Origin of the sequence: Streptococcus sp. KHUD_011, assembly GCF_046352925.1 — a bacterium.
Classification (GTDB): Bacteria; Bacillota; Bacilli; order Lactobacillales; family Streptococcaceae; genus Streptococcus.
In genome coordinates, this window is the sequence record NZ_CP157578.1 from 908,788 (window position 1) to 930,167 (window position 21,380).

General features: G+C 40.3%; 19 protein-coding genes, 1 tRNA gene and 1 riboswitch. Of the genes, 15 read left to right on the top strand and 5 right to left on the bottom strand.

Features of this window, described 5'->3' with window-relative positions; genetic code table 11:
• Positions 1-14: 14 nt before the first annotated feature.
• From adcAII to ABKJ27_RS04185, 3 genes are all read left to right on the top strand, one after another.
• Positions 15-932 carry a zinc-binding lipoprotein AdcAII gene (gene adcAII / locus ABKJ27_RS04175; RefSeq protein WP_000744916.1) on the top strand — a complete coding sequence of 306 codons (918 nt, stop codon included), beginning with the start codon at positions 15-17 and terminating at the stop codon, positions 930-932.
• 7 nt (positions 933-939) lie between these two features.
• Positions 940-4,068 (top strand): pneumococcal-type histidine triad protein, encoded by a 3,129-nt coding sequence (locus ABKJ27_RS04180; protein WP_410012102.1) that lies wholly within the window; start codon positions 940-942, stop codon positions 4,066-4,068.
• 210 nt (positions 4,069-4,278) lie between these two features.
• Positions 4,279-7,824: a pneumococcal-type histidine triad protein gene (locus tag ABKJ27_RS04185; protein WP_410012103.1), complete on the top strand. Its 3,546-nt coding sequence runs from the start codon at positions 4,279-4,281 to the stop codon at positions 7,822-7,824.
• A gap of 34 nt (positions 7,825-7,858) precedes the next feature.
• On the opposite strand, the gene pepT is transcribed toward ABKJ27_RS04185, so the two are convergent.
• Positions 7,859-9,082, bottom strand: a complete 1,224-nt coding sequence (pepT, locus tag ABKJ27_RS04190) for a peptidase T (protein WP_410012104.1) — start codon at positions 9,080-9,082, stop codon at positions 7,859-7,861.
• 153 nt (positions 9,083-9,235) lie between these two features.
• Here pepT and hemH point away from each other — a divergent pair, with 153 nt between their 5' ends.
• Complete coding sequence (gene hemH / locus ABKJ27_RS04195; protein ID WP_410012105.1) at positions 9,236-10,330, top strand: ferrochelatase; 1,095 nt, start codon at positions 9,236-9,238, stop codon at positions 10,328-10,330.
• A 40-nt stretch (positions 10,331-10,370) separates the two neighbouring features.
• On the opposite strand, the gene mscL is transcribed toward hemH, so the two are convergent.
• Together mscL and ABKJ27_RS04205 are read right to left on the bottom strand one after the other, a co-directional pair.
• Complete coding sequence (mscL, locus tag ABKJ27_RS04200) at positions 10,371-10,751, bottom strand: large conductance mechanosensitive channel protein MscL (protein ID WP_261031234.1); 381 nt, start codon at positions 10,749-10,751, stop codon at positions 10,371-10,373.
• A gap of 85 nt (positions 10,752-10,836) precedes the next feature.
• Complete coding sequence (locus tag ABKJ27_RS04205) at positions 10,837-11,268, bottom strand: GtrA family protein (protein ID WP_410012106.1); 432 nt, start codon at positions 11,266-11,268, stop codon at positions 10,837-10,839.
• Between the two features lie 28 nt (positions 11,269-11,296).
• A riboswitch (PreQ1 riboswitch) is annotated at positions 11,297-11,394 on the top strand.
• Between ABKJ27_RS04205 and ABKJ27_RS04210 the strand changes: the two genes are divergently transcribed.
• The 5 genes from ABKJ27_RS04210 to dapA all read left to right on the top strand — a co-directional run bounded on the left by ABKJ27_RS04210 (position 11,392) and on the right by dapA (position 14,693).
• Positions 11,392-11,901: a QueT transporter family protein gene (locus ABKJ27_RS04210; RefSeq protein WP_410012107.1), complete on the top strand. Its 510-nt coding sequence runs from the start codon at positions 11,392-11,394 to the stop codon at positions 11,899-11,901. (Overlaps the previous riboswitch by 3 nt.)
• 99 nt (positions 11,902-12,000) lie before the next feature.
• Positions 12,001-12,073: transfer RNA gene (locus ABKJ27_RS04215), tRNA-Thr, on the top strand.
• Positions 12,074-12,189: 116 nt separating this feature from the next.
• The gene (locus ABKJ27_RS04220) at positions 12,190-12,399 is read left to right on the top strand and encodes a hypothetical protein (protein ID WP_410012108.1); all 210 of its coding nucleotides are present in this window, start codon (positions 12,190-12,192) and stop codon (positions 12,397-12,399) included.
• A gap of 225 nt (positions 12,400-12,624) precedes the next feature.
• The gene (locus tag ABKJ27_RS04225) at positions 12,625-13,701 is read left to right on the top strand and encodes an aspartate-semialdehyde dehydrogenase (protein ID WP_410012109.1); all 1,077 of its coding nucleotides are present in this window, start codon (positions 12,625-12,627) and stop codon (positions 13,699-13,701) included.
• Between the two features lie 56 nt (positions 13,702-13,757).
• Complete coding sequence (dapA, locus tag ABKJ27_RS04230; protein WP_000121608.1) at positions 13,758-14,693, top strand: 4-hydroxy-tetrahydrodipicolinate synthase; 936 nt, start codon at positions 13,758-13,760, stop codon at positions 14,691-14,693.
• A gap of 41 nt (positions 14,694-14,734) precedes the next feature.
• On the opposite strand, the gene mnmE is transcribed toward dapA, so the two are convergent.
• On the bottom strand, positions 14,735-16,108 hold the full coding sequence (gene mnmE / locus ABKJ27_RS04235; RefSeq protein WP_410012110.1) for a tRNA uridine-5-carboxymethylaminomethyl(34) synthesis GTPase MnmE: 1,374 nt from the start codon (positions 16,106-16,108) through the stop codon (positions 14,735-14,737).
• Between the two features lie 137 nt (positions 16,109-16,245).
• Positions 16,246-16,428 (bottom strand): 4-oxalocrotonate tautomerase, encoded by a 183-nt coding sequence (locus ABKJ27_RS04240; protein ID WP_033677268.1) that lies wholly within the window; start codon positions 16,426-16,428, stop codon positions 16,246-16,248.
• A gap of 123 nt (positions 16,429-16,551) precedes the next feature.
• On the opposite strand from ABKJ27_RS04240, the gene ABKJ27_RS04245 reads away from it, so the two are divergent.
• Genes ABKJ27_RS04245 through glyA form a run of 6 tightly spaced genes read left to right on the top strand, consistent with a single transcriptional unit; the run spans position 16,552 to position 21,379 of the window.
• Complete coding sequence (locus ABKJ27_RS04245) at positions 16,552-17,142, top strand: thymidine kinase (protein ID WP_138705293.1); 591 nt, start codon at positions 16,552-16,554, stop codon at positions 17,140-17,142.
• Positions 17,139-18,218 carry a peptide chain release factor 1 gene (gene prfA, locus ABKJ27_RS04250; protein ID WP_049550982.1) on the top strand — a complete coding sequence of 360 codons (1,080 nt, stop codon included), beginning with the start codon at positions 17,139-17,141 and terminating at the stop codon, positions 18,216-18,218. Before ABKJ27_RS04245 ends, prfA begins: the two co-directional genes overlap by 4 nt.
• Entirely contained in the window at positions 18,218-19,054 is an 837-nt protein-coding gene (prmC, locus tag ABKJ27_RS04255; RefSeq protein ID WP_410012111.1) for a peptide chain release factor N(5)-glutamine methyltransferase, read from the top strand. The genes prfA and prmC overlap by 1 nt, the downstream gene beginning before the upstream one ends.
• A complete protein-coding gene (locus tag ABKJ27_RS04260; protein WP_261444633.1) occupies positions 19,038-19,640 on the top strand; it encodes an L-threonylcarbamoyladenylate synthase in 603 nt (200 codons plus the stop codon). Before prmC ends, ABKJ27_RS04260 begins: the two co-directional genes overlap by 17 nt.
• Before the next feature lies 1 nt (position 19,641).
• A complete protein-coding gene (locus tag ABKJ27_RS04265) occupies positions 19,642-20,073 on the top strand; it encodes a GNAT family N-acetyltransferase (RefSeq protein WP_261444634.1) in 432 nt (143 codons plus the stop codon).
• Positions 20,074-20,122: 49 nt separating this feature from the next.
• On the top strand, positions 20,123-21,379 hold the full coding sequence (gene glyA, locus ABKJ27_RS04270; protein ID WP_261444636.1) for a serine hydroxymethyltransferase: 1,257 nt from the start codon (positions 20,123-20,125) through the stop codon (positions 21,377-21,379).
• Position 21,380: the final 1 nt, after the last annotated feature.

The window sequence follows — 21,380 nt, forward strand, 5'->3', positions numbered from 1 at the left end:
TTAAGGGGTTATCCATGAAAAAACAAAGTTTATTTTTAGTATTGTTAAGTGTCTTTCTTTTGTGTTTAGGTGCTTGTGGTCAAAAGGAAAGCCAGACAGGAAAAGGGATGAAAATTGTGACCAGTTTTTATCCTATCTACGCTATGGTAAAGGAAGTGTCAGGTGACTTGAATGATGTTCGGATGATTCAGTCAAGTAGTGGGATTCACTCCTTTGAACCTTCGGCAAATGACATCGCAGCCATCTATGATGCAGATGTATTTGTCTACCATTCTCATACGCTAGAATCTTGGGCAGGAAGTTTAGATCCCAATCTAAAAAAATCTAAAGTGAAGGTTTTAGAGGCTTCAGAGGGAATGACTTTAGACCGCGTCCCAGGGCTAGAAGATGTGGAAGCAGGGGATGGAGTTGATGAAAAAACGCTCTATGACCCTCACACTTGGCTAGATCCTGAAAAAGCTGGCGAAGAAGCTCAGATTATCGCTGATAAACTTTCAGAGGTGGATAGTGAGCATAAAGAAACTTACCAGAAAAATGCGCAAGCCTTTATCAAAAAAGCTCAAGAACTAACTAAGAAATTCCAGCCTAAATTTGAAAAAGCGACTCAGAAAACATTTGTAACACAACATACAGCCTTTTCTTATCTAGCGAAGAGATTTGGACTTAATCAACTTGGTATTGCAGGTATCTCTCCTGAACAAGAACCAAGTCCACGACAACTTACAGAAATTCAGGAATTTGTTAAAACATATAAGGTTAAAACAATTTTTACAGAAAGTAATGCTTCTTCAAAAGTAGCTGAAACTCTTGTCAAATCAACAGGTGTGGGTCTTAAAACTCTGAATCCTTTAGAGGCAGACCCACAAAATGACAAGACTTATTTAGAAAACCTGGAAGAAAATATGAGTGTTCTAGCAGAAGAATTAAAGTGAGGAAAGAATGAAAATCAATAAAAAATATGTAGCAGGTTCAGTGGCAGTTCTTGCCCTAAGTGTTTGTTCCTATGAGCTTGGACGGTATCAAGCTGGTCAAGTTAAGAAAGATTCTAATCGAGTTGCTTATATAGACGGTGATCAGGCTGGTCAAAAGGCAGAGAACTTGACACCAGATGAAGTCAGTAAAAGAGAGGGAATCAACGCAGAACAGATCGTCATCAAGATTACGGATCAAGGTTATGTGACCTCTCATGGAGACCATTATCATTACTATAATGGCAAGGTTCCTTATGATGCTATCATCAGTGAAGAACTGCTGATGAAAGATCCGAATTATCAGTTGAAGGATTCAGACATTGTCAATGAAATCAAGGGTGGCTATGTGATTAAGGTAGACGGAAAATACTATGTTTACCTTAAAGATGTGGCCCATGCGGACAATATTCGGACAAAAGAAGAGATTAAACGTCAGAAGCAGGAACATAGTAGTAATCACGGGGGTGCTTCTAATGATCAGGCAGTAGTTGCAGCCAGAGCTCAAGGACGCTATACAACGGATGATGGTTATATCTTTAATGCCTCTGATATCATTGAGGATACGGGTGATGCCTATATCGTTCCTCATGGCAATCACTTCCACTATATTCCGAAGAGTGACTTATCTGCTAGTGAATTAGCTGCTGCGCAAGCCTTCTTATCTGGAAAAGGTGGTCAATTAAGTACAGTTGAATATCGTTCAAGCAGAGCTGAAACAAGATCTAGTGTGAGAACGAGTCAATCTGAGTCTCCTCAAAATCCTGCAGCAGCTCCTGAGAGTCAAAATGAGGATTTGGATAGTCTCCTCCAAGAATTGTACGCTTTGCCACTTAGCCAACGTCATGTGGAGTCTGATGGATTAGTATTTGACCCAGCACAGATTACAAAACGTACTGCCAATGGTGTGGCAGTTCCTCACGGAGATCATTTCCATTTCATTCCTTATTCGCAAATGTCTGCTTTGGAAGAAAAATTGGCTCGAAATCTACCAATTGGAGGTCAGCCAGTTCAAAGTCATTCTAATAATACGAAACCAAGCAGTCCTGAGAGAACAAGTTCAACACCAAGTTCAACCATTAAACCAAACTTTAATCTCAATACGCCGGCACCGAATCGAGGAACTGGAGGAGCTTATACAACGGATGATGGGTATGTCTTTAGTCCGACAGATGTGATTGAAGATACAGGTGACGCTTTTGTTGTACCGCATGGAAATCATTTCCACTATATTCCTAAGAGTGATTTGTCAGCAGGAGAATTGGCTGCTGCTCAAGCCTATTGGAATGGGAAGCAGGGCTCACATTCTGCCACAAGCTCAAGTAAACCAAGTAGTGATAATGCTAAACCAGCCCAACCAAGTTTGACAGAGACTCCAAACCTGACTGTCACACCAACATATCATCAAAATCATGGGGAAGACATTTCAACACTTTTAAGTGAATTGTATGCCAAACCTTTGTCAGAACGCCATGTGGAATCGGATGGCTTAGTCTTTGATCCGGTACAAATCATCAAACGTACAGCTAATGGTGTTGCAGTGCCTCACGGAGATCATTATCACTTTATTCCTTATTCACAAATGTCACCGCTGGAAGAAAAATTGGCTCGTATGATAGCTGTTAAGGGACAAAATGGCAGTGTCTTGCCAAGTATTACTCCTCTGAAGCCAGCCCCTACTACCAAACCTCTAGCACCAGTGGAAAATAAACCGACAGAATTTGATGTCAACCAGGTTGTTAGAAAAGTTGGTGATGGATATATTATAGAGGATAAGGGAGTCAGTCGTTATGTTCTTGCTAAAGATTTGGCCAAGGATAAGATTGACGCTATTGAAAATCTCTTGTCTAAGAAAACTCAAGACACACACACTCTAGTTGCGAAGAAAGAAAATGTCGCTCCTCGTGACCAAGAATTTTATGATAAAGCATATAAGTTATTGGCCGAGGCTCATAAAGCCTTGTCTGAAAATAAGGGTCGTACTTCTGATTTCCAAGCCTTAGACAAATTAGCAGAACGCTTGAATGATGAATCGACTAATAAAGGAAAATTGGTAGATGATTTATTAGCTTTCCTAGCACCAATTACTCATCCAGAGCGACTTGGCAAACCAAATGCTCAAATTGCTTATACAGATGTTGAAATTAAATTAGCGAAATTAGCAGGTAAGTATACAACAGAAGATGGGTATATCTTTGACATTCGTGATATTACCAGTGATGAGGGAGATGCTTATGTAACTCCGCATATGACCCATAGTCATTGGATTAAGAAAGAGAGCTTGTCTGAAGCTGAAAGAGTAGCAGCCCAGGCTTATGCTAAAGAGAAAGGTTTGACACCTCCTCCAACAGAGAATCAGGGTTCAGGAAATACTGAGGTTAAAGGAGTAGAAGCAATCTATAATAAAGTGAAAGCAGCTAAGAAGGTTCCACTTGATCATATTCCTTACAATCTACAACATACTGTTGAAGTTAAAAATGGTAGCTTAATTATACCTCATTACGACCATTACCATAACATTAAATTTGGTTGGTTTGACGAAGGACTCTATGAAGCACCTAAGGGTTATAGCCTTGAGGATCTCTTTGCGACTGTAAAATATTATGTTGAACATCCTGAAGAACGTCCTCACTCAGATAATGGTTGGGGAAATGCCAGCGACCATGTTCGTAAAAATAAGGCAGACCAAGACAGTAAATCTGATGAAGATAAGGAAGATCGTCATGAATCAGACGAGTCAACTCGTCCTGAATCCAATGAAAAAGAAAATCATACAGGTTCAACCCCTTCAGTAGATAATCTTTATAAACCGAGCACTGATGAAGACGAGACAGAAGAAGTATCTAAAGATACAACAGACGAAGCTGAAGTACCTCAAGTAGAAACCGAAAAAGTAGAAGCCAAACTCAAAGAAGTAGAAGCTCTACTTGCTAAAGTAACGGATGCTAGTTTAAAAGACAATGTGACAGAGAGCCTATCTGGTTTACGAAATAATCTGAGTCTTCAAACCATGGATAATAATGGCATCATGGCAGAAGCAGAGAAACTACTTGCTTTGTTAAAAGGTAGTGAGTCAGTTACGACGAAACCAGAAGCATAAGTTTATCCTATTAAATCAAAATGATGTAAGAGTCAGTAGCAATACTGGCTTTTATTTTTTTAAAATGACATAAAAATCTTGACAGATAAACTTAAAAAAGGTAAACTATTTACTGGTTAATTAATTGGTTAAATAACCAGTTTAGAAAAACTGTTTAACCGAGAAAAAGAAGTTAAGAAAAGCTTCATCATTTATTGAAATGAGGGTTTTATGAAATTCAGTAAAAAGTATATTGCAGCCGGATCAGCTGTTATCGTATCCTTGAGTCTTTGCGCCTATGCACTGAACCAGCATCGCTCGCAGGAAAATAAGGACAATAATCGTGTCTCTTATGTGGATGGCAGTCAGTCAAGTCAGAAAACTGAAAACTTGACACCAGATCAGGTCAGTCAAAAAGAAGGAATTCAGGCTGAGCAAATTGTCATCAAAATTACAGATCAGGGCTATGTGACTTCACATGGTGACCACTATCATTACTATAATGGGAAAGTTCCTTATGATGCGATTTTCAGTGAAGAACTTCTGATGAAGGATGCTAATTATCAACTTAAAGACGCTGATATTGTCAATGAGGTTAAGGGTGGTTATATCATCAAGGTTGATGGAAAATATTATGTCTATCTGAAAGATGTAGCTCATGCTGATAATGTTCGAACTAAGGATGAAATCAATCGTCAAAAACAAGAACACGTCAAAGATAATGAGAAGGTCAGCTCTGATGTTGCTGTAGCAAGATCTCAGGGACGCTATACGACAGATGATGGTTATGTCTTTAATCCAGCTGATATTATCGAAGATACGGGTGATGCTTATATAGTTCCTCACGGTGGTCACTACCACTATATTCCAAAAAGTGATTTGTCTGCTAGTGAATTAGCAGCAGCAAAAGCTCATTTAGCTGGCAAAAATACGCAACCAAGTCAGCTAAGCTATTCTTCAGCAGTTAGTGACAATAACACGCAATCTGTGGCACAAGGCTCAACTAGCAAGCCAGAAAGCAAAGTTGAAAATCTCCAAAGTTTATTGAAAGAACTCTACGATTCACCTAGCGACAAACGTTACAGTGAATCAGATGGTCTGGTCTTTGACCCTGCTAAGATTATCAGTCGGACACCAAATGGAGTTGCGATTCCGCATGGTGACCATTATCACTTTATTCCTTACAGCAAGCTATCTCCTTTAGAAGAAAAGATTGCTAGAATGGTGCCTATCGGTGGAACTGGTTCGACAGTTTCTACAAATGAAAAACCTCATGAAGTAGCGTCTAGTCTAGGAAATATTCCAAGTAATCCATCTATATTGAATAATGCTTCTTCAACGTTAAATAAGGAAATTTCTTCAACATCTGATGGTTATATCTTTAATCCAAAAGATATCGTTGAAGAAACAGCCACAGCTTATATTGTAAGACATGGTGATCATTTCCATTACATTCCTAAGTCGAATCAAATTGGTCAACCGACTCTTCCAAATAATGGTCTAACAACACCTTCGCCATCTCTTCCAATCAATCCAGGAACTTCACATGAGGAACATGAAGAAGATGGGCACGGCTTTGATGCCAATCGTATTATTGCTGAAGATGACTCAGGATTTATCATGAGTCACGGCGACCATAATCATTACTTCTTCAAGAAGGATTTGACTGCTGATCAAATCAAGTCCGCACAAGACCACTTGAAAGGTGCAAATACAGCAACACCAAATCCAGCTCATGATGACGATCACGATGAAGATCATCATGGACACCATCATGATGAAGACCATGATCACGGTTTTGATGCTAATCGTGTCATAAGTGAGGATGATCAAGGCTTTATTATGAGTCATGGTGATCATAACCATTACTTCTTCAAGAAGGATTTGACTGCTGATCAAATCAAGGCAGCTCAGGATCATTTGAAAACACATCATGATGCAGAGCCTGTAAAACCTCTTGCTAAAACGGTAGAGTCTTTCTCAAGAGATGCTAGTGATGAAGAAAAGATTGCTTATATCTCTAAAACTTATGGAGTTCCACTTGAAGCGATTAGAATTTCAAACGGCTTCTTTGTCTTTGGAAATCCAGACCAAGCCTACGATCCAACTCATATCCATCCCTATGCTGTTCGTAAAGAACACGTTCGGATTCCTCTTCAAACTGGCAATCCAGAACTTGATTTCCTAAATGAACTTTACACGACTGCTTTGCGAGATGGGGTGTCTCCTTATAGTTTGCAGGTAGAAAATGGTAGTTTTGTGATCCCTCATGGTGACCACAATCACTACATCAAGGTTCAAACGAAGGGATATGAAGTGGCTTTGAAAAACAAGATTCCAGCCCTACAATCCAATTATCAACCTGGAGCTTTTGATGAGAAGGCAGTCTTGGCAAAAGTAGATCAACTTTTAGCTGATAGCAGAAGTATCTACAAAGACAAGCCTATCGAACAAAGACAGATTGAGTTAGCCTTAGGACAGTTTACTGAAAACATGAAGAAACTGGCAACTAACTCTACAGCAGGTTATCTTGCAACCCTTGATCTCTTTGATAAGCAATATATCCATATTGATGAAAGTGTCAAACCTGTTGAAACAAGTGCTCTAGATAAGAAATATCAAGCCTTGATTGATAAAATCAATACACTGGATACAGATTCTTATGGGCTTCCTAAGAAAGACCTTCTCGTTCGACTCCAAGAAGCTAAGTTGGCTAAAGATGAGGCAGGTTTGGCAGCGGTTGAATCACAACTTCAAGCCTTGCAAGACTTTAATGACCGAACAGGTGTTACAACTGTAGAATACATCAAGTATTTCTACGAACACGTAAATGACGGTCGTTTGAGTGATGAACTGCGAAACAAAGTAGCTCAGTTGACTTGGACCTTGTATCAATCTCAATCCTTCCTAAAAGCAGCAGAATTGAACAAATTATTCCCAAGCATCTATCAAGCAAAACAAGAAGTGGAAGAAGCTTTGAAAGCTCAGCCAACTACTGCGAAATCAAGTCAAACAGTTCTAGATACTGAAAAAGTTGATAATCAAAGTGCCAAGACAGCTATTTATGGCTTCTTGAAAGAACTGTACGGAGACTTTATGCCTGAAGAACATGTCAATCATGTTAGCAAGGAACAAGTAGAAAGTCTCTTGAGCAAGGCAACTCAACTCTTAGAGCAAATCCAAGAAGAAGGAATCAGACAATCCTTGGCAGAAGAAGTAGAAAATCTCAAAGCTGCCACAAACAAGGCTGATGCAGACTTGGATGAAGTAAACAGTCAGGTAAAAGATGTCTTGACTCGTATCGCTAGCGCCCTCCAACAAGAGAAGGAAAATGCTGAGCAAGATCCTCAGACACTTGTACTCTACCAAAAACTCTACGATATTCTCATGTCGCTTCACGCATATTTAGAAAACAATAAGGGGTCTGATGCAGACTTTGATAAGGTGGATGCATTACTAGACCAACTTTCTGCTAAGAGTAAGGATAAGGCTGCTTTACTTGAATTGACAAAAGCTATTCTGGTCTTGAATCAAGAAATTAAGTCAAAATCAAGCGCGAGTGAAGAAGCAACTCCAGCGACAAACGCTGAAGCAAATGGTGAGAACACAAGTTCCGAAACTGAAACATCAGCAGCTGCGGAATCTAACAGTGAAACTGCAAACGACGAAAACAAACCAAGCAACACAACAGATTCTAAACCTGCTGAACCAGCTTCAGAAAAGGAAACAACAGAATCTACAACAAGTACTGGAAATCAAGAAAAACCAGCAGAATAAAAAGAAAGGCGAAGTAGCTGAGCTACCTCGTCTTTTAGTCTTTATAATTTACGATACCAATGATGGTATCAACTGCACGTTCCATAGTCTGAAGGCTGACGTATTCAAAACGTCCATGCATATTTTCTCCACCCGCAAAGATATTAGGAGTTGGGATTCCCATAAAGGAAATCTTAGAGCCGTCTGTCCCTCCACGAATTGGTTCGATAATAGGAGTGATACCCAAATCTTCCATAACGGCTTTAGCAATTGTAATTGGAGTCATATCTTTTTCAATGACTTCTTTCATATTGTAGTACTGGTCTGTCAAGTTTAGAGTGACACGGTCGCTACCAAGTTCTTGATTCATCTTATCAGCGATAGACTGCATTGCTGCTTTACGCGCTTCAAAGGCATCTTTTTCAAAATCACGAATGATGTAGCTTGCACGCGCCTCATCGACACTACCTGTCACATCCATTAGGTGGTAGAAGCCTTGGTAACCTTCTGTTAACTCAGGTCGGTCATTCTCTGGAAGTTGATTATGAAAATCAATTGCTAACTGAAGGGCGTTGACCATTTGCCCTTTGGCAGTACCAGGGTGGACATTGCGTCCTTGGAAATGCAATTCAGCACCCGCTGCTGAGAAGGTCTCGTACTGAAGCTCACCTAATGGACCACCATCAACTGTGTAGGCAAAATCAACATCAAAATCTTCTGCATCAAATTTATTAGCACCAACACCGATTTCCTCATCTGGACCAAAACCAACACGAATCTCACAGTGTTTAATTTCAGGGTGAGCAGTAAGATATTCAATAGCTGTCATAATTTCAGCAATGCCTGACTTGTCATCAGCTCCTAGCAAGGTTGTTCCATCTGTTGTGATGAGTGTTTGTCCTGGATATTTTTCAAGACTCTTAAAGTCAGCTGGATCGAGTTTGAAACCAGAATTTCCAAGTTCAATCACACCACCATCGTAGTTTTCAATTACCTGTGGATTGACTCCTTCGGCATTAAAATCAGCAGTATCCATGTGAGATATAAAGCCAATCTTACGTGTTAAAGATGGATCATTGGCTGGTAAGGTTCCAATTGCAAAACCATTCGGTAGATAGTAAACATTTTGCAGTCCAACACGTTTCATTTCAGGAATTAGAACATTTGTTGCGAAGTCAACCTGACTCTGCGTACTTGGAGTAGTAGTAGAGTGTTCATCAGAGCGCGTGTTGACCTTAACGTAGGTTAAGAAGCGGTCCAAGAGATTTGGATAAGTCATAAAAAACTCCTTTTGAATTCATTTTTTCCATTGTATCATAGAAAGAAGAGAAAAACAAAAGACAGAAGTTAGGGAAATTCTCTAGGTTTGCGTTTACTTATTAATGGATAAATGATAAAATAAACTTGATAAAAATATCACAAGGAAGCGATTATGAAAAAAGCAATTTTAATGATGACTTTCGGTTCGCCAGAAGATATTACCTTTGAAGGTGTGGCTGATTTTTTCACAAATATTCGTCGTGGAGTGAGACCTCAAGACCACGAGATTCAAACTCTCTATGATAATTATGTACTAATTGGAGGGACGCCTCTGCAAAAAATTACTCGAGAAGAGGTTGCCTTGGTAGAAGGCAGGCTGGGTAATGAATACAGTGTTTATTTTGCTAATAAGTTTTCTAGACCCTTTATTCCAGATGTGATTGGTCAGATGGAAGCAGACGGCATTGAACAGTGTATTTGCTTGATTTTGGAGCCTCATTATTCTTTTTACTCTGTCATGGGTTATGAGAAGTTTTTAGAAAGCAAGCAAATTCAATTTTTAGTTATTAAGGACTGGTATCAAGAAGAAGCGCTCTTAAACTATTGGGCAGATGAAATTGGTGAAATTTTAAAAGAAGAAGTAAAGCAGGATAGCTTTAAAGTCATCTTTTCAGCCCACAGTGTGCCCATTTTTGCCTTGGATTTTGGAGATCCTTATATCGATCAAATTTTTGAAAATAGCAAGCTAGTCGCTGAAAAACTAGGTTTGAGTTCTGAGCAATATACTAACACTTGGCAGAGTGAAAGTGATATCGGGATTCCATGGATTAAGCCAGATGTTTTGGAGTATCTCAGAGAGCAGAAAGAACATCCAGACCATTATATTTTTGTTCCTATCAGCTTCATCAGCGAGCATATTGAAGTCTTGTTTGACAACGATGTGGAATGTTATGACTTGTGTCAGGAATTGGGGGTGAACTATCATCGTCCACCAATGCCCAATACAGATTCTCGTTTGATTGATGCCTTGGTCAATACAGTCAGAGCCAATGAACATCAAGAATTTAAGGAATTTCTCCCAGAAGAAGAAACCTTTGATGAATTAGTTCCTTCAGACGAGACGAAAAACATTTTGGCTGAATCTGAAGATTTACAAATGCCAGAATTTGTGAAAAAATTGATTGAGAAAAAAGGTCGGGAAAATGTTAAGATGCCTTATCTTATCAAGAAAATGCTTGAGAAAGCAGGTAAGTTACCAAAAGAGTAAAGAAAAAGGATTTAGCTTTGCGCTAGATCCTTTTAATCGATTATTTTTTCTCAAGAAGGGCTTTGATTTCTTGAAGTACTTCCAACTCAGTTGGACCAGCTGGAGCTTCCTCTGTAACTTCTTCTTTCTTAGTAAGGCTTTGAGCTTTTTCCATAGCTTTAATAACGAAGAAGAGAACAGTACCTACAACAAGGAAGTTGATAATAGCACTCAAGAATTTACCATATGTAACACCATTCCATGCAAGCTCAGCGATATTTTGTACTTTCGCAGCTTCCAAGGCTGGGTTCAATAGGAGTGGAGTGATGATATCATTAACAAATGAAGTAACGATAGCACCAAAAGCAGAGGCAATGATCACACCGACAGCAAGGTCAACAACATTACCACGAAGCAAAAATGCTTTAAGATCTTTTAACATTTTCATAATTTCCTTTTAAAAAATTTTTACACTTAATTATATATTAATTAAGAAGTTCTTGCAAGCTATATGTTTAAAATTTTTCTTATTTTTTAAAAATAAATACCTTACTAAAAATGTAATTGAGGATAATTATTAAGAATTGTGCAATAACTGTTTCAATGCCAATTACCTTATTAATATTATATTTTACAAATTGCCCGATAATATTAGGAAACTGAGTTACAAAGAGAAAAGTCAAAAACAAGTCTAAAAGAAAAGTAGAAAGACGTGCTATAGTAAATTTTACTAAACGAATTGACCAATTCTCTCTAGCTTGCTTAAAGACAATTGTATCATTGGTGATAAAAGCAAATAGGATACCGATAATATTTGCTAAGGCAGTAGCAAGGAGTTCTCTATGGGTTAATTGATAAATGACTAATCTAGATAGAATGGAGACAAGAGTAGTTGCTATTCCAAAAAAAAGATAGGCTAAGAGCTCATTCACGAAGAGAGTTTGAATGCGTTTTTTCATGCTTTTAGTATAGCATAAAGCAGGCTATTGTGCTATACTAGTAAGGTTGATTCAAGCAACCCTTGGTGCTTAACTTCTTTCACCAAGCATATTTTACGCGGACAACCCGCCAAAGGAGAAAAGATGAAAAAATTAACTATTCGTGACGTAGCAGATATCGCAATCGTTGCTGCAATCTATGTCGTTTTGACTGTCACACCGCCTCTAAATGCCATTAGCTATGGTGCTTATCAGTTCCGTATTTCAGAAATGATGAATTTTATGGCTTTTTACAATCCCAAGTACATCATTGGAGTTACCATTGGCTGTATGATTGCTAATTTCTTTAGCTTCGGACTGCTAGATGTTTTTGTTGGTGGTGGATCAACCTTGGTATTCCTCAGTCTAGGTGTTTGGCTTTTTGCAAAATACAGCAAAGATTACCTTTTTAACGGATTGATTCGAAAAGATCATTTCCTCTTTTCAATCCTATTTTCAATTTCTATGTTTACCATCGCTGCCGAGTTGAATATCGTAGCGCAATTACCATTTTTCCTTACTTGGTTTACAACAGGAATCGGTGAATTTGCCTCATTGATTGTTGGAGCGATTATTATTGGTAAAATTGATCGTCGCATCGATTTAAGCAAATAGAAAAAGATGAGCTGGGTGGCTATTACCTAGCTTTTTCTTATGGAAAATTTCTAAGGAAACTTGACAAGATTTTCTAACTATAGTATACTTTTTAAGTAAGCTGATTTAGCTCAGTTGGCAGAGCGCATCCATGGTAAGGATGAGGTCGCCGGTTCAATCCCGGCAATTAGCATGAAATAGACAGAAAAGCCCTTGATTTACAAGGGTTTTTGTTATGTCTGCCCCAAATCTGCCCCAAATTTTTCAAAGATATTTCTTATGTACCTGTGTAAATGAAATTAATACTTAATGAAAATCAAAGAGCAAACTAGGAAGCTAGCCGCAGATTGCTCAAAGCACTGCTTTGAGGTTGTAGATGAAACTGACGAAGTCAGTAACCATACATACGGTAAGGCGACGCTGCCGAAGTTTGAAGAGATTTTCGAAGAGTATAAAGAGTTTCGTCTGTTGACAAAAGTCATTCTCTTTAGTAGAATAGAAGATGCGATGAGTCGATAGGTAGTCTTCGGACTACTATTGAGCATAAGGAGGTCATAACGCAGGAGCGGACCTTGATGAGTTGTGTGAACCTGCTCATCACATGAAGATGCCTCTTAGTCCCTGGTCTAACGACTGGGGATTTTTATTTTCCAAAAATTGATGAAAATGCTTTGCAATTCATGGAAAAAGTAGTATAATACATCTATTATAGAAATTTTTAGAAAATTCCGAAAGAGGTTATTTATGGGATATACAGTTGCTGTAGTCGGCGCGACAGGTGCTGTCGGAGCTCAGATGATAAAAATGTTGGAAGAATCAACACTTCCAATCGATAAAATCCGTTTACTTGCTTCTGCACGTTCAGCAGGCAAGACTTTGAAATTTAAAGACCAAGATATTACGATTGAAGAAACAACTGAAACAGCTTTTGAAGGAGTTGATATTGCTCTCTTTTCAGCAGGTGGTTCTACATCTGCTAAGTATGCACCATACGCAGTGAAGGCTGGCGCGGTAGTAGTAGATAATACATCTTACTTCCGTCAAAATCCAGATGTTCCTTTGGTTGTTCCAGAGGTCAATGCTCACGCACTTGATGCTCACAATGGTATCATTGCCTGCCCTAACTGTTCAACAATCCAAATGATGGTGGCTCTTGAGCCAGTTCGCCAAAAATGGGGATTGGACCGTATCATTGTTTCAACTTACCAAGCCGTTTCAGGTGCTGGTATGGGAGCAATTCTTGAGACACAACGTGAACTTCGTGAAGTTTTAAATGATGGAGTGAAACCACGTGATTTGCATGCGGAAATCTTGCCTTCAGGTGGTGACAAGAAACACTATCCTATCGCCTTCAACGCTCTTCCACAAATTGATGTCTTCACTGATAATGATTACACTTACGAAGAGATGAAGATGACTAAAGAAACGAAAAAAATCATGGAAGATGATAGTATTGCAGTATCTGCAACATGCGTCCGTATTCCTGTTTTGTCAGCCCACTCTGAGTCAGTTTATATCGAAACAAAAGAAGTGGCTCCAATCGAAGAAGTGAAAGCAGCTATCGCAGCCTTCCCAGGTGCTGTTCTTGAAGATGATGTGGCTCATCAAATCTATCCTCAAGCCATCAATGCAGTGGGTTCACGTGATACCTTTGTTGGTCGTATCCGTAAAGACTTGGATGCAGAAAAAGGAATTCACATGTGGGTTGTTTCAGATAACCTTCTCAAAGGTGCTGCTTGGAACTCAGTTCAGATTGCAGAAACTCTTCATGAACGTGGCTTGGTTCGTGCAACAGCTGAATTGAAATTTGAATTAAAATAGTCATATTGTTTAGGAGTTCAGAAGAACTCCTTCTTTGAAATAGAGAGGTGTTTCTCATGTCTTATCAAGATTTAAAAGAGTGTAAAATCATCACGGCCTTCATTACCCCTTTCCACGAGGATGGTTCTATCAACTTTGATGCCATTCCAGCCTTGATTGAGCATTTGTTGGCCCATCACACAGACGGCATTCTTCTAGCTGGGACGACTGCAGAGAGTCCAACTTTGACCCACGATGAGGAGTTGGAACTATTTGCGGCTGTACAAAAGATTGTCAATGGACGTGTTCCTTTGATTGCAGGTGTAGGTACCAATGATACGCGAGACTCGATTGAGTTTGTCAAAGAAGTAGCAGAATTTGGTGGTTTTGCAGCTGGACTTGCTATCGTACCTTACTACAACAAACCTTCTCAAGAAGGTATGTACCAGCACTTTAAGGCGATTGCAGATGCTTCTGACCTACCAATTATTATCTATAACATTCCAGGTCGTGTGGTTGTCGAATTGACTCCAGAAACCATGCTTCGTTTGGCTGACCATCCAAATATCATCGGTGTCAAAGAATGTACTAGCTTGGCCAATATGGCTTACTTGATCGAGCACAAACCAGAAGAGTTCTTGGTCTATACTGGTGAAGATGGAGATGCTTTCCATGCCATGAACCTTGGTGCGGACGGGGTTATTTCTGTTGCATCCCATACAAATGGGGATGAGATGCACGAAATGTTCACTGCAATTGCAGAAAGCGATATGAAGAAAGCAGCGGCTATTCAGCGTAAATTCATTCCTAAAGTCAATGCTCTCTTCTCTTATCCAAGTCCTGCTCCTGTTAAGGCGGTTCTTAACTACATGGGATTTGAAGCTGGACCAACTCGTCTACCTCTTGTTCCAGCACCAGAAGAAGATGCCAAACGCATTATCAAGGTTGTTGTAGATGGCGACTACGAAGCAACTAAGGCAACTGTAACAGGTGTTTTAAGACCAGATTACTAATAAGACAATAAAATCCATGACCGAATGATCATGGATTTTTCTTATTTTCCTAAACAGAATTGGCTAAAGAGTTGGGTGATGAGTTCATCTGGAGCAGCATCACCTGTGATTTCTCCGAGGATTTCCCAAGTACGAGTCAAGTCAACTTGAAGCAAATCAACTGGCATAACTAGTTCCAGCCCTTCGTTAACAGCTTGTAGGCTTTCGACGGCCTTTTCAATTAAGGAAATATGACGGGCATTAGATAGGTAAGTAGCATCTTGCTCGACTAAACCAGCATTTTCAAAGAAGAGGTCGTTGATTTTCTCTTCAATCTTATCGATATTTTGATTTTTAAGAACTGAAATGCGGATGACATCTTCAGGAAGTTCCGAAGTTTCAATTGCTTCAGGAAGATCAGTTTTGTTAAGCAGAATAATGCGATTAGTATCTTGGCTGATTTCTAAGAGTTGGCGATCTTGGGTGGTCAGTGGTTCACTGGCATTTAACACAAGTAGTACCAAGTCAGCTTCCTTGAGGGCTTTTTTCGAACGTTCAACACCGATTTGTTCCACGATGTCATCTGTTTCACGAATGCCGGCTGTATCAATCAATTTGAGTGGGACACCATTGATGTTGACGTATTCTTCGATGACATCTCGAGTAGTACCAGCAATGTCTGTAACGATAGCCTTGTCCTCACGCAAGAGGTTGTTGAGCAGACTGGATTTCCCAACGTTGGGACGTCCGATGATAGCAGTGGAAATTCCTTCACGAAGAATTTTACCGCGACGGGCTGTTCTAAGAAGATTGGTTAGTAATTGCTCAAACTCCATAGTCTTCTCTCGGACAACAGCAGTAGTCGCTTCCTCAACATCGTCATACTCAGGATAGTCGATATTGACCTCAACTTGGGCAAGTGTGTTAAGGATTTCTTGACGGGTATTATTAATGAGGTCAGAAAGGGAACCATCCAATTGTTTGACCGCAATGTTCATGGCCTTGTCAGTCTTGGCACGGATGATGTCCATAACGGCTTCAGCCTGTGTCAAGTCTACACGACCGTTTAGAAAGGCACGTTTGGTAAATTCACCTGGTTCTGCCAACCGAGCTCCTTCACGAATCGCTAGCTGGAGAATCTCATTGGTCACCGCAATCCCACCGTGGGTGTTGATCTCGATAATATCCTCACGAGTGAAGGTTTTTGGAGATTTCATAGCCCCAACCATAACTTCGTCCATGACTTTTCCAGTCAGAGGGTCAACGATGTGACCATAGTTGAGAGTGTGGCTGGCAATCTTGCTCAAGTCTTTTCCTTTGAAAATCTTTTGCGCAATGGCAAAACTGTCTGTCCCGCTCAGGCGGACAATACCAATAGCCCCTTCACCTAGTGGAGTAGAGATAGCAGCGATGGTATCAAATTCACGTGTAATCATAATATTTCCTTTAATAAATAGCTCTTTTCTTAGAAATTTTTCCAAGTATCCTTTCAAATTGTAACAAATTTAGGTTATTTCTTCAATGGATGCTACTTGGAGATTGAAAAAGCCTAAGCAATTCTGCTTAAGCTAGCTTATTTGGTGCGCATTTCCCCTTGTGGGAAATAAGTTCCTTCTGGCATGTCATTGATGATGACATGGACAGCAGACTGAGGGGCTCCAGTGTTGCGGACAACAGCTTCCGTTACTTCCTTAGCAAGAGATTTCTTTTGCTCGAGCGTGCGTCCTTCAAATAAATCGATGCGTACAAATGGCATAATAGCTTCCTCCACTAGTTTTTGATTTCTTCTATTTTACCACATTTTGCCGTTTAAAGCTTAAGAAAATTATGATATACTAGAATGTAGCAAAAATTTAGAAATGGACGTGAAGCAAGAAACATGGCACAGTTGTATTATCGTTATGGGACCATGAACTCTGGTAAGACGATCGAGATTCTCAAGGTGGCCTATAACTATGAGGAGCAAGGAAAAGGTGTTGTCATTATGACCTCGGCTCTGGATACGCGTGACGGTGTTGGCTATGTGTCGAGTCGAATCGGTATGAAACGCCCTGCTCTTGCGATTGAGGAGACGACGGATATCTTTGGCTATATTCGAGACCTATCAGAAAAACCTTACTGTGTGCTGGTCGATGAGGCTCAGTTTCTCAAGCGTCACCATGTTTACGACTTAGCTCGTGTTGTGGACGAGTTAGACATACCCGTCATGGCTTTTGGTTTGAAAAATGACTTTCGGAATGAATTGTTTGAAGGTTCCAAATATCTCTTGCTTTTAGCAGACAAGATTGATGAGATTAAGACCATCTGTCAGTATTGTAAGAAAAAGGCGACTATGGTTTTGCGTACGCAGGACGGTTTGCCTGTTTATGATGGAGAACAGATCCAGATTGGTGGTAATGAAACCTATATCTCAGTTTGCCGTAAACATTATTTTGCCCCTGAAATCAATAAGGAGAATGAAGAAAAATGAACATCTATGATCAACTACAAGCTGTAGAAGACCGTTATGAAGAATTAGGAGAATTGCTGAGTGACCCAGATGTAGTATCTGACACTAAGCGTTTCATGGAGCTTTCAAAGGAGGAAGCTTCAACTCGTGATACGGTAACAGCCTACCGTGAGTATAAGCAAGTCCTTCAAAACATCGTCGATGCTGAAGAGATGATTAAGGAATCAGGTGGAGATGCTGACTTGGAAGAAATGGCCAAGCAAGAACTCAAAGATGCCAAGGCTGAAAAAGAAGAATACGAAGAAAAACTAAAAATCTTGCTCCTTCCTAAAGACCCAAACGATGACAAGAATATCATCCTTGAAATCCGTGGCGCTGCTGGTGGAGACGAAGCAGCACTTTTCGCTGGTGACCTCCTAACCATGTACCAAAAGTATGCGGAAGCCCAAGGTTGGCGCTTTGAAGTTATGGAAGCCTCTATGAATGGTGTAGGTGGTTTCAAAGAAGTGGTTGCCATGGTTTCAGGTCAGTCAGTTTACTCTAAACTCAAGTACGAATCAGGTGCCCACCGTGTGCAACGTGTTCCTGTGACAGAAAGCCAAGGTCGTGTCCATACATCAACTGCCACAGTTCTTGTCATGCCTGAAGTCGAAGAAGTAGAATACGATATTGATCCAAAAGACCTTCGTGTTGACATCTATCACGCATCTGGTGCTGGTGGACAGAACGTCAATAAGGTTGCGACTGCCGTTCGTATTGTACACTTACCAACCAATATCAAGGTTGAGATGCAGGAAGAACGTACCCAGCAGAAAAACCGTGAGAAGGCCATGAAAATCATCCGTGCACGCGTTGCTGACCACTTTGCTCAGATTGCACAAGATGAACAAGACGCTGAGCGTAAGTCAACAATCGGTACTGGTGACCGTTCAGAACGAATTCGTACTTATAACTTCCCACAAAACCGTGTCACAGACCACCGTATCGGCTTAACTCTCCAAAAACTAGATACCATCTTGTCTGGTAAATTGGATGAAGTTGTGGACGCCTTGGTACTTTATGACCAAACACAAAAATTAGAAGAATTAAATAATTAATGAAATTAGCTCAATTATTTTCAGATTTTGAAGAAGAGTTGATAAGACAAGGAGAGGAAGCAGAAAGCCTCTCTTTTGTCTATCGTAGCCTGAAAAATCTCTCTTTTACTGACTTTGTCTTTGCCCTCCAGCAGGAAGTGACGAAAGAGGAAGAAGTTTTTGTTAAAGGAATTTTCCAACAGTTAGCAGCTCATAAACCGCCACAGTACATCATTGGACAGGCAGATTTTTATGGAATGCAGTTAAAAGTTGATGAACGAGTTTTGATTCCTCGTCCAGAGACAGAGGAGTTGGTGGAACTTATCCTGGATGAAAATCCTGAGACGAATCTTTCAGTTCTTGATATTGGGACTGGAAGTGGAGCCATTGCCCTTGCATTAGCAAAAAACAGTCCAGCTTGGTCGGTGACGGCAGCAGATATTTCCCAAGAGGCCCTTGCCCTTGCATACGAGAACGCTAGAAATCAAAAATTTAATATATTTTTTAAAAAATCGGATTGTTTTGCAGAAATTTCTGAAAAATATGATATAATTGTATCCAATCCACCCTATATCTCTCGTGAAGATGAGTCAGAGGTAGGCTTGAATGTTTTGCACTCAGAACCTCATCTAGCCCTCTTTGCAGACGAGGATGGCCTAGCTATTTACCGTAGAATTGCGGAAGATGCAAAGGACTATCTCAAGGAAGGTGGTAAGATTTACCTTGAAATTGGATTCAAGCAAGGTCAAAGTGTTCCTGAACTTTTTAGGAAACATCTTCCTGAAAAACGAGTACGAACACTCAAGGACCAGTTTGGTCAAGATAGGATGGTTGTCGTTGATGATAAACAAGATTAGACAAGAATTAGAAAAGGGAGGGGCTGTTGTTCTGCCAACTGAGACAGTTTACGGTCTTTTTGCCAAGGCTCTAGACGAAAAAGCAGTTGATCATGTTTACCAGCTCAAACGTCGTCCTAGAGATAAGGCGCTCAATCTAAATATCGCCTCTCTAGAGGACATATTGCACTTTTCAAAGAATCAGCCAGCTTATCTACCAAAACTTGTCGAGATCTTTTTACCAGGTCCCTTGACCATTATTCTCGAAGCCAATGGCAGAGTTCCCTACTGGGTCAATTCTGGCCTTTCAACTGTTGGATTTCGGATGCCCAGTCACCCTATCACACTGGATTTGATTCGAGAGACAGGTCCCTTGATTGGACCTTCTGCCAATATCTCAGGTCAGTCAAGTGGAGTGTCCTTTGGTCAGATTCTAGAGGATTTTGACCAAGAGGTTCTGGGTCTTCAAGACGATGTTTTTCTAACTGGACAGGATTCAACTATTTTGGACTTGTCTGGAGACAAGGTGAAAATCTTACGTCAAGGAGCCATTAAGCGAGAAGATATTCTTGCTCGGTTGCCAGAGATTTCTTTTGAGGAGGAATGAGATGCTAAGAGATTTGCAAGAAACAGATGTGAAAGCTATATGTGACATCAACCAAGAGGCTTTGGGTTATTCTTTTAGTCCAGAGGAAACGGCTAGCCAACTAGCTAGACTGTCTCAGGATTTACATCATTTCCTACTTGGCTATGAGGATGCAGCTAATCATGTCTTACTTGGATATGTCCACGCTGAAGTTTATGAATCTCTCTATTCCAAAGCAGGATTTAATATCTTAGCCTTAGCGGTTTCACCTCAAGTACAAGGTCAAGGTATTGGTAAAAGCTTACTACAAGGGTTGGAGCAAGAAGCAAAAAGACGTGGCTATGGGTTTATCCGCTTAAACTCTGCCGATCATCGTCTGGGTGCTCATGCATTTTATGAAAAAGTTGGTTATACTTGTGATAAAATGCAGAAACGATTTATTCGCATCTTTTAGTTTATTTTCTTAAACTAAAGGACCTGTCACACTATAAAGGAGAAGACCTATGATTTTTGACAAAGACGATTTTAAAGCATACGATGCTGATCTCTGGAATGCTATTGCCAAAGAAGAAGAACGCCAACAAAATAACATTGAATTGATTGCTTCGGAAAACGTTGTTTCCAAGGCTGTTATGGCAGCTCAAGGGTCTATCTTGACGAATAAATATGCCGAAGGCTACCCGGGCCGCCGTTACTATGGTGGAACTGATGTGGTAGATGTGGTAGAAACTCTAGCCATTGAACGTGCAAAAGAAATTTTCGGTGCTAAATTCGCCAACGTCCAACCTCACTCAGGAAGCCAAGCCAACTGTGCTGCTTACATGGCCTTGATTGAGCCAGGTGATACCGTTATGGGGATGGATTTGGCTGCAGGTGGACACTTGACTCACGGAGCTCCTGTCAGCTTCTCAGGTCAAACTTATAACTTTGTGTCTTATAGTGTGGACCCTGAAACAGAACTCTTGGACTTTGATGCTATCTTGAAACAAGCTCAAGAAGTAAAACCAAAATTGATTGTAGCAGGTGCTTCAGCCTATTCTCAAATTATCGACTTCTCAAAATTCCGTGAAATTGCGGATGCTGTTGGGGCGAAGCTCATGGTGGACATGGCTCATATTGCTGGTTTGGTGGCGGCTGGTCTTCACCCAAGTCCAGTACCATACGCTCATATCACTACAACAACTACCCACAAAACCCTTCGTGGACCACGTGGTGGTTTGATTTTGACTAATGACGAAGAACTGGCCAAGAAAATTAACTCAGCAATTTTCCCGGGTATTCAGGGTGGTCCTTTGGAGCATGTTGTTGCAGCTAAGGCAGTTTCATTCAAAGAAGTTTTGGATCCAGCCTTCAAGGAATATGCTACTAATGTTATCAAAAACAGCAAGGCTATGGCAGATGTCTTCTTGCAAGACCCTGATTTCCGTATCATTTCTGGTGGAACTGAAAACCACCTCTTCCTAGTGGATGTAACCAAGGTTGTAGAAAACGGAAAAGTTGCTCAAAACTTGCTGGATGAAGTCAATATTACCCTAAATAAAAACTCAATCCCTTACGAAACCTTGTCACCATTCAAGACAAGTGGTATTCGTATTGGAGCAGCAGCCATTACTGCACGTGGATTTGGTGAAGAAGAAAGTCGCAAAGTGGTTGAACTCATCATTAAAACCCTTAAGAATGCAGAAAATGAAGCTGTCTTAGAAGAAGTGAGAAGTGAAGTCAAAGCGTTGACAGATGCCTTCCCGTTATACGAGGACTAAA

What these genes read in the sequence shown, in the direction of transcription:
- ABKJ27_RS04225 (WP_410012109.1), top strand. Translation starts at nt 12,625, where the DNA reads ATGGGATATACAGTTGCTGTAGTCGGCGCGACAGGTGCTGTCGGAGCT.
- adcAII (WP_000744916.1), top strand. Translation starts at nt 15, where the DNA reads ATGAAAAAACAAAGTTTATTTTTAGTATTGTTAAGTGTCTTTCTTTTG.
- mscL (WP_261031234.1), bottom strand. Translation starts at nt 10,751, where the DNA reads ATGTTAAAAGATCTTAAAGCATTTTTGCTTCGTGGTAATGTTGTTGAC.
- ABKJ27_RS04245 (WP_138705293.1), top strand. Translation starts at nt 16,552, where the DNA reads ATGGCACAGTTGTATTATCGTTATGGGACCATGAACTCTGGTAAGACG.
- mnmE (WP_410012110.1), bottom strand. Translation starts at nt 16,108, where the DNA reads ATGATTACACGTGAATTTGATACCATCGCTGCTATCTCTACTCCACTA.
- ABKJ27_RS04210 (WP_410012107.1), top strand. Translation starts at nt 11,392, where the DNA reads ATGAAAAAATTAACTATTCGTGACGTAGCAGATATCGCAATCGTTGCT.
- ABKJ27_RS04185 (WP_410012103.1), top strand. Translation starts at nt 4,279, where the DNA reads ATGAAATTCAGTAAAAAGTATATTGCAGCCGGATCAGCTGTTATCGTA.
- ABKJ27_RS04220 (WP_410012108.1), top strand. Translation starts at nt 12,190, where the DNA reads ATGAAAATCAAAGAGCAAACTAGGAAGCTAGCCGCAGATTGCTCAAAG.
- dapA (WP_000121608.1), top strand. Translation starts at nt 13,758, where the DNA reads ATGTCTTATCAAGATTTAAAAGAGTGTAAAATCATCACGGCCTTCATT.
- ABKJ27_RS04240 (WP_033677268.1), bottom strand. Translation starts at nt 16,428, where the DNA reads ATGCCATTTGTACGCATCGATTTATTTGAAGGACGCACGCTCGAGCAA.
- ABKJ27_RS04180 (WP_410012102.1), top strand. Translation starts at nt 940, where the DNA reads ATGAAAATCAATAAAAAATATGTAGCAGGTTCAGTGGCAGTTCTTGCC.
- prfA (WP_049550982.1), top strand. Translation starts at nt 17,139, where the DNA reads ATGAACATCTATGATCAACTACAAGCTGTAGAAGACCGTTATGAAGAA.
- hemH (WP_410012105.1), top strand. Translation starts at nt 9,236, where the DNA reads ATGAAAAAAGCAATTTTAATGATGACTTTCGGTTCGCCAGAAGATATT.
- ABKJ27_RS04260 (WP_261444633.1), top strand. Translation starts at nt 19,038, where the DNA reads ATGATAAACAAGATTAGACAAGAATTAGAAAAGGGAGGGGCTGTTGTT.
- ABKJ27_RS04205 (WP_410012106.1), bottom strand. Translation starts at nt 11,268, where the DNA reads ATGAAAAAACGCATTCAAACTCTCTTCGTGAATGAGCTCTTAGCCTAT.
- prmC (WP_410012111.1), top strand. Translation starts at nt 18,218, where the DNA reads ATGAAATTAGCTCAATTATTTTCAGATTTTGAAGAAGAGTTGATAAGA.
- glyA (WP_261444636.1), top strand. Translation starts at nt 20,123, where the DNA reads ATGATTTTTGACAAAGACGATTTTAAAGCATACGATGCTGATCTCTGG.
- pepT (WP_410012104.1), bottom strand. Translation starts at nt 9,082, where the DNA reads ATGACTTATCCAAATCTCTTGGACCGCTTCTTAACCTACGTTAAGGTC.
- ABKJ27_RS04265 (WP_261444634.1), top strand. Translation starts at nt 19,642, where the DNA reads ATGCTAAGAGATTTGCAAGAAACAGATGTGAAAGCTATATGTGACATC.